The 10,996-nt window shown below is 62.0% G+C and carries 7 protein-coding genes; 4 read left to right on the top strand and 3 right to left on the bottom strand.

All coding sequences use genetic code 11. The features are described from left to right. Positions 1-765: 765 nt before the first annotated feature. From R6U20_RS04970 to R6U20_RS04960, 3 genes are read left to right on the top strand one after another with little or no spacing between them, the layout of a single operon-like run. Positions 766-1,902, top strand: a complete 1,137-nt coding sequence (locus R6U20_RS04970) for a 5-(carboxyamino)imidazole ribonucleotide synthase (protein WP_410336761.1) — start codon at positions 766-768, stop codon at positions 1,900-1,902. A 58-nt stretch (positions 1,903-1,960) separates the two neighbouring features. Continuing rightward, a complete protein-coding gene (gene purE, locus R6U20_RS04965) occupies positions 1,961-2,485 on the top strand; it encodes a 5-(carboxyamino)imidazole ribonucleotide mutase (protein ID WP_410336760.1) in 525 nt (174 codons plus the stop codon). 14 nt (positions 2,486-2,499) lie between these two features. Continuing rightward, a complete protein-coding gene (locus tag R6U20_RS04960; protein ID WP_410336759.1) occupies positions 2,500-4,794 on the top strand; it encodes a fibronectin type III domain-containing protein in 2,295 nt (764 codons plus the stop codon). Here R6U20_RS04960 and R6U20_RS04955 read toward each other — a convergent pair. The 3 genes from R6U20_RS04955 to R6U20_RS04945 form a co-directional block, all read right to left on the bottom strand. Then, positions 4,766-6,931, bottom strand: coding sequence for an ATP-binding protein (locus R6U20_RS04955; RefSeq protein WP_410336758.1), 2,166 nt, complete (start codon positions 6,929-6,931; stop codon positions 4,766-4,768). The two genes, R6U20_RS04960 and R6U20_RS04955, sit on opposite strands and share 29 nt — an antisense overlap. Before the next feature lie 352 nt (positions 6,932-7,283). Beyond that, entirely contained in the window at positions 7,284-8,573 is a 1,290-nt protein-coding gene (locus tag R6U20_RS04950; RefSeq protein ID WP_410336757.1) for an asparagine synthetase B, read from the bottom strand. A gap of 44 nt (positions 8,574-8,617) precedes the next feature. Next, positions 8,618-10,630 carry a tetratricopeptide repeat protein gene (locus R6U20_RS04945; RefSeq protein ID WP_410336756.1) on the bottom strand — a complete coding sequence of 671 codons (2,013 nt, stop codon included), beginning with the start codon at positions 10,628-10,630 and terminating at the stop codon, positions 8,618-8,620. Between the two features lie 204 nt (positions 10,631-10,834). On the opposite strand from R6U20_RS04945, the gene R6U20_RS04940 reads away from it, so the two are divergent. Continuing rightward, positions 10,835-10,996 (top strand): site-2 protease family protein (locus R6U20_RS04940; RefSeq protein WP_410336762.1); only part of this gene is annotated, 162 nt, incomplete at its 3' end.

Raw genomic sequence — 10,996 nt, 5'->3', positions numbered from 1 at the left:
AACGCAGTGAATAAAGATCTCCCCCAAGGTTGGCAGGGCCGTTCAATCGCCTAGAGCCCCGCTGAGCGTCGAGGAGATGGTTCGGCGTGCTCCGGGCTGGGCCCGTCGCGTGCTCACCATGACAGGTTTTGGGGGACACAGAGTTTGGCACAGTCTCCGCACCCTAACATTCAGGTGTGACACGACACTATGAAGAGTCGTATGACTTTTGTCGTGTACTGTAGCGTGAAGCCGTGGTGGGTGGCTTTCACCGCTTCATTCGTATAAGAAAACTGGTATGTATCCTGATCGTAATCCAGCCGGCCCACGGTGTACCACCGCCGTTCCTCTGGATCCTGCCAGGCTAAAAATAGCGTTCTATCCATTTTATGGATATGTGAGGTCTTCGAGCGCATGTCGATTCAAGTCCAGTTGCCTAAGAGCAAAACGGATGCCTACGGGGGATATTCGTGTATCTGGTATCTTATCAAACAGGGGCTCAAGATCAGTATGCGAAGTCGCTTCGAGTTGCTTCAACCACATGTCGGCAGCTTCGGGATAGTGGTGTGCAGCGTGCTGAAACGCGTTGGTTGGGTGCATCGTCGTCTTAAGTCGAGCAACGGAACCTAACCATGCCAGTTTGCACAATGTTATGCAAATACGGTGGCAGATGCGGTGCCTGCTATGTATCATGAAGCAAAGCGCACGTTCTGAATACATGCGTTAGACGGTATAGTCTGACGAGGTGCAAGTGCACACCGTTTCTGTCAATCTCTCCTGCTTTCCATGACTACGTTCCCCACCCTCGGCATTTTAGGCGGCGGCCAACTCGGCAAGATGATGGCCGCCGAAGCGGTGCGCCTGGGCATTGGCGTGCGGCTGCTTTCGCCCAAAGACGCTGGGCCGATGCAGGCGTATGCGCACGCCACCACCGCCGACTGGACCGACCCTGATGTCCTGCGCGATTTTGCCACCGGATGCACGGCTGTTACTGTAGAGAGCGAGTGGGCCCCCGCCGACCAGCTGGCCCCGGTGTGTCCCCAAGACACCGCGCTGTGGCCGAGTCCGCAAACGCTGGGGTGGATTCGTCACAAGGGCGTCCAGAACGACCGTCTTGCGGCGCGCAATCTGCCACTACCTGCATACCGGCGCTGTGCCACCCGCAAAGCGGCCCACGCCGCAGCCGACGAACTGGGCTGGCCCCTCATGCTGAAGCAGTACGAAGGCTCCTACGACGGCTACGGCAACCGCCTCGCGAAAACGCCTGCCGAGCTCGATGATGCGTGGGACGACCTGGCGGCCGACGATGGCCTGCTCGTGGAGCAGTGCATCGACTTTGTGCGCGAACTGGCGGTGCAGATTGCCCGCCGCCCCGATGGCACTTCGGTAGCGTATCCGGTGGTGCACACCGAGCAGCGCAACCACCGCTGTCATGCCGTGGTCGCCCCCGCGCCGATCGATGCGCAGCTGTCCGAGAACGCACAGGCCGTGGCGCGCAATGCCGTTGACGCTGTGGAAGGCGTGGGACTGCTGGCGGTGGAACTGTTCGAGACCCAAGACGGCGCGATTCTCGTCAACGAAATCGCGCCGCGTCCGCACAACACCGGGCACTACACCATTGAGGGCTGCACCACGAGTCAGTTCGAGAACCACGTGCGGGCGGTGCTCGACCTGCCGCTCGGATCGACTGATCTGGTGGCCCCGCACGCCGTGATGGTAAACGTACTCGGCCAGCGCGAGGGCACGCCGCCCCACGCCACCGGCTGGCGGCAGGCGCTACAGGTGCCGGGGGCGCACGTGCACATCTACGGCAAACCCGAGGTGCGTACGCATCGCAAAATGGGCCACGTCACCGCGCTGGGCAATACGGCCACCGAGGCCCGCTCCCGTGCCGAAGAGGCGGCCAAACAGATCATTCTGTAACGATGCAGGGCACTGCATCGCCAACCACGCTTTATCCACCAACCCTCAAATCCCCAACATGCCACACTCCGAAGACACCCCACTCGTAGGCATCGCCATGGGCAGCGAATCGGACCTGCCCGTAATGCGCGATGCTGCCTCCATTTTGCACGAGTTCGACGTGCCCTACGAGATGCGCGTCCTCTCGGCGCACCGCACGCCGGGCGTCATGACCGAATACGCCGAAACCGCTGCCAACCGGGGCGTTAAAGTCATCATTGCAGGCGCTGGTGGCGCGGCGCATCTGCCCGGTATGATTGCCGCCAGCACGCCACTCCCCGTGCTGGGCGTGCCCGTCAAAACCAGCACGCTCAACGGCATCGACTCGCTGCTTTCGGTGGTGCAGATGCCCGGGGGCGTCCCCGTAGGCACGCTCGCCATCAACGGCGCCAAGAACGCAGCGCTGCTCGCCCTCCAAATTCTGGGCACGCACAACGCGGACCTTCAGGACGCCGTGCGCACGTACAAGTCCGACCTTACCGATACGGTCGAAGGCATGGATGCCCGCGTGCAGGCGTTCGACCCGACCAAAGATACCAACTAACGTTTTTTAGGCGGATGCGGAGTGTACTCCTTTGCGTGCTTGTTGGATGGCTGATATACGGCGCTGCGCTGGTGCCGCAGAGCTTCGCTCAGGAAGCCGATGGCCTGCCGCACCTGCGGATGGATCCACTCAGCGAAGACAACCGATCTGCCCTTCAGTCTGAGGCCCCCAGTGGCCCGCACGCCTTTGCCACGGCCCGTGAAGTCGACGAGCCACTCACCGATCTGCTCGCGTGGGAATCGCACGGCACGGCCTCTCGGATTGGGCGCGGATACGTGACGAGCCCCGGCGCCGAGACGCTAAACCTGGGCTTTCGCGATCTCGATCTGCCTGCCGGCGCGCGCCTCATGGTGTCGCATCCCGATGGTACGCAAGAACGCGGTCCGTATCCTGCCGAAACCGCCAATGGCACGCTCTTTACGCCCGTAATTGCACACGAAACGGTGCGCGTCACCGTCGTGATACCCGCCGATGCCGAGATGCCCCTCGGACGCCTGGTGCACGTGGGCCACGGGTGGAGTTCGCCCGAGCGCGCGCTCGACCCGCTGCGTTCGCGTGCCGCCGGGGCCTGCAACGTGGACACCGAATGCCCGCAGGCTACCGGATGGGGCGAGGCAGCGTCGTCCGTTGGGCGCATCACCTATGTGCGCGATGGATCGCAGTTTTCGTGCAGCGGCGCGCTCATCAACACGACCGAGGGACCAGTCGCCTCCTACTTTCTGACCGCGCAGCACTGTGTGGATGCGCAGGCCCAGGCTGAAACCGCCGTGTTCTACTGGAACTACGAGCACCCCGACTGCCGTCCGCCCGGCAGTGCCGAGAGCGGCAGCACCTCATCGGCCGATCCATTCAGCCAGACCTCGACCGGTGCCACCTTGCGCGCCAGCATTGGCACGGGCGGCGCCATCACCGGCGGCCCCGACGTTACGCTGCTGGAGGTGGAGGAGCCGCTCTCGCCCGCGTTCGATCTGCACTTCAGCGGCTGGACGCGGGCCGACACCGCCCCCGAGGCCACCGCCACCATTCACCATCCGGGCGGATTCGCCAAGCGCATCTCGTTCGACGACGACCCGGCCACCATCACCGGCTATGCCAGCGATACCGAAGGCGAAGCTACCCATCTGCGTGTCGCCGATTGGGATGTGGGTACGACCGAGCCGGGCTCCTCGGGAGGCCCGTTGCTCAACGAAGCAGAGCGCATTACCGGGGTGCTCTCGGGCGGGCTTGCCGCGTGCGGTGTGAACGAACCCGACTGGTACGGGCGGCTGGCGGTGGCGTGGGATGGCTCAGCTTCCAGCGAGCGCCTGCGCGACTGGCTCGATCCGGCAGGTACGGGTGCAACAACGACCGATCGTGCCGAGCAGGGCGCGCACATCGACCCGCCGCCAGCAGTAGACGCGCTTACAGTGCAGGATAGGGAGGCGCGCAGTGCCCAGGTGGCGTGGACCGCGCCGACCTACAGCAGCGGCGCTCCCGTGCAGCGGTATCGGGTGCGGGTGGATACCGAGCCGATCGACGATGCCGACGACTTTGACGCAGCGCGTTCGCTGGCGGCCCCTGTGCCGGTTGAGCCGGGCACCGAGCATACCCTTCGCATTGACAATCTATGGCCAGAGACGCCGTACCACGTGGCCATCCAAACCGAAAATGCGGCCGGACGCTCAACCCTGACCGTGCTCGACGCGCCCGTTGAACTCCCTGATCGTATCGCGCCCGCTGCCATTAACAATCTGCGCATCGAAGACCTGCGCCCGGAAGCCGTCACGCTGGCATGGACGGCTCCGGGCGATGACGACATGCGCGGCACAGCAACGGCCTACGACCTCCGCTATGCTGAAGAACCTATCGATACCGCTGCCGATTTTGCACGTGCCACGTCCGTGAATGCGTCGCTCCGCCCCGATACGGCAGGCACCGCTGAGCGCATCACCCTGACCGACGTGCCTCGGGGCACGCCGCTGTACTTTGGCCTGGTAGCTATTGACAACGTCGGAAACGAATCGCCGGTGGCGCGCACCTCGCGCAACGCCACGCTCATCGACGACGCCCAGCAGGTTGAAGGGCCCATGCCCAATCCGGCTACCGAGGCCGCCGAGCTGCAAGTCACCGTACGCGAAGCCCAGACCCTTCGCATCCGCCTGTACGATACGTTGGGGCGAGCAGTTGAGCAGCCATTCGATGCGGAGGTGCCCGCGTTACAGGCGGAGCGAATTGCACTTCCGATTCGCTCACTGGCTTCGGGAACGTACTTTGTGCGGGTGCAGGGCCGCGACTTTGCCTTTACTCGGCGTCTGGTGGTGGTGCGATAGGCAGGGGGATGCGTACGGTAACGCGGCTTCCCGTGTCTTCTGTGCTGTCGAGGGTAACGGTACCGCCCATCGTTTCGGTCATGTCGCGTACAATGGCTAGCCCAATGCCCGAGCCTTCGTAGGCGCGGGTTGGGCCTTCGGATACCTGCTTGAACGGTGTAAACACAGCGTCTTGCAGGTCAGCCGGAATGCCAATGCCTGTATCCTGAACCACGAAGTGCACGCTATCGTCCGTGCGATAGGCCTGCACGGTAACAGTGCCGCCGGGCGGGGTGAACTTGAGTGCATTGTCAATGAGGTGCGTCAAAATATGGCGGCATCCATTGGGATCGAGGCGGGGAGGCGAGGCATTGGAGCAGGCATCGGCGGGGGGCGCGGTGGTTGTGAGCGTCAGATCGTTGGCGGCAGCGCGCTCTTCGAACTGCGCTATCATGTCGTCTACAAATGGTGCAAGGGGAAGCGACGTAGGGTGCAGGGTGTAGGTGCCGCTGCGCAGCTTTGAGAGAATGAGTAGCGACTCTAGCGTATGCTCCAGGCGGCGTCCGCCTCGTTGAATTCGCTCGGCAAATCGCTGGGTAGCGCCGTTGGTTTGTTGCGTGAGCACCTCGGAAAACCCGATGATAGTTGTGAGCGGGGTGCGCATTTCGTGGTTCATGGTGGCGAGCAGATTTTCCTTGAGGCGCGCGGCGGTTTCGGCTTCCTCCTTGGCCGCTTGCAGAGCGCGCTCTCTGTTCTTTTGTACCGTAAGATCAACGAGCACCCCGTTGTAATACGCCGGGTCGCCGTGGTCGTCGCGGATGAGCGTGGCGCTTAGGCGACCTACAAACTGTGATGCATCGTGGCGGCAGAACGTGACTTCGCCCGTGAAGTGGCCAGAGCGGCGAAGGGTGCTCTGCACCTGCTGGGCCGCGTCGGGATCCGCAAAGAGGGCCGAGGGCGGGGTGGTTTGGAGCGCCATGGGCGTGCGATAGCCAAACATGCTGGCCATGGCCTGATTGGCGTATACAATTCCATGTTCAAAAGAGACCTGTAAGATGCCGTCCGATACGCTCTCTGTGATGGATTGCACGAGCTGTTCCTGCTCGCGGAACTGGCGTTCGCGATCGGTGACATCCATGAGCACGAGTAGGTGCACAGGAGCTCCACCAGTGCGCAGGCGACTTTCGGCAATGCGGTAGTACCGTATCGTGTTGTTCCGCATCGTCTTAAGGACCGGGTGGTGAGCCGTTCGGGTAGCGGCGACCTCGGGGAGCACCTCATCGAGCGGCTGGTTGAGCGCATCTTGGTTTTGTAATGCGGGGAAGAGGGTTTCGGCAGCGGTGTTGTAGGAGCGCACGTGGGCGTTTGGACCCAGGATCAGGGCGGGCTTATCGCGGGTGCCCACTTCCTGAACGGATACAAGCTGGTCGCGTGCGACGAAGAGCACCCCAAGGGCAAATGCGGCCACCCCCAGCGGCTCGTGATACAGATCGGCGATGGAGGGTACAAGGAGGCCGAGCGCATTGCCCACTATGGGGAGAAGCATCAGGCTAAACAGGCCAACGATAGCGCGGGTGCGTCCCCGTACATGCAGCCAAAGCTCTGCCAACATGAAGAAGCCGACGAGTACCAGCGCATAGGAGAGCGTGGTGGTGAGCCAGTACAGCAGGTAACGGTCGACGGCGAACAGGGTGAGGGGATTGTCGCTGGGGGAGATTCCAAAGTAGAGACCATGTTGGCTGTTTGTGAGCTTAAGAAGGGTAATCCCTCCAAACAGCAGGGCGCTGCCGACAACTACAGGCAACCGGCGATGCAAATCGCGTCCGCTGTAGGCCGAGCAGAAGTAGAGCCAGGCCCACACCGTAGAAAATCCAATAACGAGGCCCGTCGTGTAGGCGGCGTAAGCAACAGCCGACGTATCCGCAAGGAGAAAGACGAGTTGGGCACTGGCCCACAAGCTGCTGGCAAGGAGCAGGGCCATCAGCCCATGGCGGGTGTCGCGGTTTGGCAAGTGGCGGGCGTGCCAGGCTCCCAGCAGACACAGCAGGGCGGCGCCTCCAAATAATCCACTGTAAATGAGTGCCTCCTCAGAAAGGCGAGTGAAGGTTAGAGGTGCGGTTACAACAAAGGCCCAAAGCGAAAGCAGGGGCGCTGGCATAATTAGATGGATTGGGGAGGGAGGCGTAACGGCTGGGGGACAGCCTATGCCGATCAGTCGGCGCAAGCGCAGAGCAGAAGCATACAAAGTCTACCATATGAACGAGGGGAATGCTGTCGTGTTGCTGCGCTGTTTGCGGGTTAAAGTTTATCCAGTGCAGGACAGTCACATGCCCGGATGCGACCAATACGTTTCATACCGATACGTTTCATACCGATACGTTTCATACCGGTACGTTTCATACCGGTACGTTTCATACCGCAAGTGTCGGGATGGTTTTTTTGCGCCGGAGTGCCATTCTGCACGCGCACCCATTTGGGTTCGACCTAACAGAACGAACGTTGGCACAGCATCAGGTCTGTTGACGCTCAGGGGTGGCAGCAGGAAAGAGAATGTTGTTTAGAATGAGGCGGTAGCCGGGCGAGTTCGGATGCAGGTCGAGCTCAGTTGGCGGATCGCCTACGAAGTGCTGATAGTCTTCGGGGTCGTGTCCGGCAAAGAATGTGAAGGTACCCTGACCAAGCGTGCCGTGCAGGTACTTCACCTCGTCACGGGCGGGTGTTTCGGCAAGAGAAACGACATGCTCCTTCACCACGCTGGCATCGAACGCAGTGGTTTGGCCCACAAAACCCTTCACGGTTGAGACGTGGTTCTGGGTGAGCATGGTGGGAACCGGATCCCACTGCGCGCTAAAGTCAAACAGCGTAAAGTAGTCGAGCGATGGATCGCGCATGGAAGCAGGCGGAGGCCCCGTATCAATGGTAGAGTGATCGGTGCTGTGCGGATTCAGGTCGGGCTCGAAGTCTTTAAATGCGAAGGTGGGGCCAAAGTCGAGCGCTTCGCGGGCGTCTGGGTCAACGGGGTCGTTGTCGTACTCCTCGGGAACGATGTCGGTCTGATGCGCCGCCAGGGCCAGGTCGAGCGTTTCGGTGCCCAGGCACATGGAGAAGAGAAATCCGCCCTGCTCTACGTAGCCCCGAATGGTTTGGGCCACCTCCAGCTTAAGGGCACTAATTTTGCGGAATCCATACTCTTCGGCGAGGGCTTCAGCCTCTTGCTGCTTCTCCATGTACCAGGAGGTATTGCGGAAGCGCAGGAATTTGCCAAGTTGGCCGGTAAAGTCTTCGTGATGCAGGTGCAGCCAGTCGTAGTTTTCGAGTTCGCCGTCGAGCACCTCGCGGTCGTAGATCATGTCGTAAGGCACTTCAGCGTACGTAAGTGCAAGGAGCACAGCATCGTCCCACGGCACGGTCTGATCGGGTGCGTACACGGCAATATCAGGGGCCGTTTCGAGGCGGACGGCTGCTTCGTTGTTGCCGTCGGCCTCGACTTCATTGATGAGCGAGGCCGACGCAGAGGCGGAGATGTGTTCATAGGCAACGTTGCGAACGCGCAGCTCCTCTTCGAGCGCCTCGGTGGCCGTCAGCAGGAACGCTCCGCCCCGATGATTGAGGAGCCACTCGGCTTCCTGGTTTTGAGTGAGGGCCCAGAAGGTGGCTCCGTACGCTTTCAGGTGGTTGGTCTGCGTCTCATCCATAGGGATGAGAATGTCCTGCGCATCCGCAATACGAGGGAAAGCCAGGAGCAGGATGCACAGTGCAAACAGTGCAAGTCCGGCGACAGAAGCGGGGCGGGTACGCATGGTAGATACGGATTGAAACGACAGACGGCGAAAGGTAGGGGGTGCTACGAGGAGGGCAGAGCCCGTACGCGGGTTCGGGCTTCGCTTGCAAACACCGAGTCGGGATGCTCGTCAAGCAGCCGCATGTACACGGCGCGGGCTTCGCTGGGCTGGTTTTCGGCATGATCCAGGAGCCGAGCGGCATGAAAGAGCGCCCGGTCGGCCCACGGGTGGCGGGGCGACTGTTCGGCAAAGTCTTGCAGCGCGTTGGCCGAAGCCTGGGGACTGTCGAGATGGGCGGCGAGGCGTGCGCGCTGGTACCGGGCGCGTTCGGCCAGTGGATGCTGGGGCATGTCGTTTTCGATGGTGGCGTATGCCGAGTCGGCCTCGGCCCAGCGCTGCTGCCACTCGCGCAACGTGCCGTGGGCGTAGTGCTGAAGCGCCACGGTGGTAGAGTCGGGACCGTTAAAGTGGCGCAGCGCCGCGTTCCAGGCTACCGCATCGTTCGCCGTTGTGTGACTAAAGTCGCTCAGGAGCATGTCGAGATGCTCTTGTGCACGCTCGGGTTGGCCATCGTGCAGGTCGAGCACAGCCAGGCGGTGGCGTGCGGTGCGGTGGGGGGGGCTTGAGGGCGCCTCTTGGGCAAGCGAGTCGAAGTGAGCACGTGCGGCCTCAACGTCATTGGTATGCAGCGCAATGCGTCCGGCTAAGAGCGTGCGTTCGGTCTCGTATCCGCGAAAGCGATCGAGGGCAGCGTGTGCTTCGCGGGCGGCGTCGGGATCGTTGCGGACCTCCAGCGCCAGTTCGGCCAGGCGCATCCAAACGGTGGCGTAGGCCTCGGGCGGACTGTCGTCGGCATCGGCAATGCTGTTAATGGCAGAGCGATACGTGGTCCAGGCGTCGTCGGCGGCTTCTGTGGCTTCGGGAGTGAAGGGTTCAGCCTGGCTCCAGCGCCGGTATGCCATGTCGCCAGCCATCTTTTGAGCGAGCTGGGCGGCGCGGGTGCCTTCGAACTGCGATTGGGTGGTGCGCAGCGCTTCGCGAGCGGCGTCAAAGTTGTCTGCGTCGGCAGCCTGGCGGGCCAGGTCGAGCACCGTTTCGCCTTCGTCGTTGCGGAGGTCGTCGAGGCGCGTGTAGGCATCGAGGGCGGCGTCGTAGTCCTCTTGCTCGGCATAGAGCCAGGCCAGCAGGTCGAGGTAGGCTTCGTGGTCGGGATGGTCGGCGACGGCCTCTTCGAGCACGGGGGCGGCGCTGCCCAGATCGCCCGACTGGTCGAGGAAGGGTTGCAAGCGGCTACGCACAAAGTTGACGCGGCGCTCGTCGTTACGGAGCAGGTCAACGTACTCACGCATGGCGGCCTCGTGTTGGCCGTCAAGGCTGTAGAGATGAGCAAGTTCGGTTTGGAAGGCGTCGGGTTCGTCGAGCGCCTCGCGGCCGCGTTCCATCACGTCGATGGCGGCGCTAAACTGACGCAGGGACGACAAGGTGTGGTAGACGCTGCGGTAGGTGCTGGCGCGCTCTGGGTGGAGGGCGATGGCATCTTCCCAGGTCTGGCGCGCCTCGTCCTCGCGTCCGGCCAGATGCTGCAAGCGCCCCTTATCGACAAGGTCGCTCACCGAAGGCGTGTCGATGGTGCGGTCGAGCAGCGCAAGAGCGTCGTCGTACGCCTTGGTTTCCTCATAGGCGTCGATCAGTTCGTAGCGAAAGGTAGGACGGTCGGGGTGGGCGTCGGTCAGCTGTTCGAGCAGGGCAATGGCAGCGTCGTAGTTGCCCCGGCTCATTTGTTGTTGGGCAAGCTCGAACGAGTCGGCGGGGGCGCTTGGGGCGGCTTGCTGGGCAGATTGGTCAGGCCGCTCCGGGGGGGGCGGAGTGGGCGGATTCTGAGCGTGTGCTGGCAGCAGTCCGATTCCGAGGAGCCCCCATGCGCCAAGCGCAAGGCCGACCCACGTGGCACGTGCTGGGCGGGGAACGAGGCGGGATAGGCTCGATAGCGGATGCCTGTGCATCCCCCGAAAACCGATTTGAGCCAACGAGCGAACAGCCACCGCAAGGGAGACCAAGAAGCCAACGACACGCATGGGCACAGCAAGCAGTGGATACAACAAATGCATGCTATGCTACCTCTGCACGCAGCAGGCGTTTCCGGAATGTACACAGGAATATAGACAGAGGAAGCGGTGGACAGAGGAACTACCGCCCGCATCCACTAATTGAACGGATGCCGTTTAGATAGCACGGCCCCTTATGCTTTTCCTTCATTGATCCCATCGCACGGCGCACGCATGGAGTTGCTGCTGAGCATTCTTACCTCGACGGCCTGGGTGTTGCTCGCCCTCACGATTCTGGTCTTCATTCATGAACTCGGACACTTCCTTACGGCTAAGTACTTCGGGATGCGAGTGGAGCGCTTCTCGATCGGGTTTCCGCCAACTGTTTTTGGGCGG

Origin of the sequence: Longimonas sp. (genome assembly GCF_046498435.1) — a bacterium.
GTDB lineage: Bacteria > Bacteroidota > Rhodothermia > Rhodothermales > Salinibacteraceae > Longimonas.
The sequence above is the reverse complement of the archived record's forward strand: the minus strand, read 5'-3'. Positions and strand labels throughout refer to the sequence as shown.

What these genes read in the sequence shown, in the direction of transcription:
- R6U20_RS04950 (WP_410336757.1), bottom strand. Translation starts at nt 8,573, where the DNA reads ATGCGTACCCGCCCCGCTTCTGTCGCCGGACTTGCACTGTTTGCACTG.
- R6U20_RS04945 (WP_410336756.1), bottom strand. Translation starts at nt 10,630, where the DNA reads ATGCGTGTCGTTGGCTTCTTGGTCTCCCTTGCGGTGGCTGTTCGCTCG.
- R6U20_RS04955 (WP_410336758.1), bottom strand. Translation starts at nt 6,931, where the DNA reads ATGCCAGCGCCCCTGCTTTCGCTTTGGGCCTTTGTTGTAACCGCACCT.
- R6U20_RS04960 (WP_410336759.1), top strand. Translation starts at nt 2,500, where the DNA reads ATGCGGAGTGTACTCCTTTGCGTGCTTGTTGGATGGCTGATATACGGC.
- purE (WP_410336760.1), top strand. Translation starts at nt 1,961, where the DNA reads ATGCCACACTCCGAAGACACCCCACTCGTAGGCATCGCCATGGGCAGC.
- R6U20_RS04970 (WP_410336761.1), top strand. Translation starts at nt 766, where the DNA reads ATGACTACGTTCCCCACCCTCGGCATTTTAGGCGGCGGCCAACTCGGC.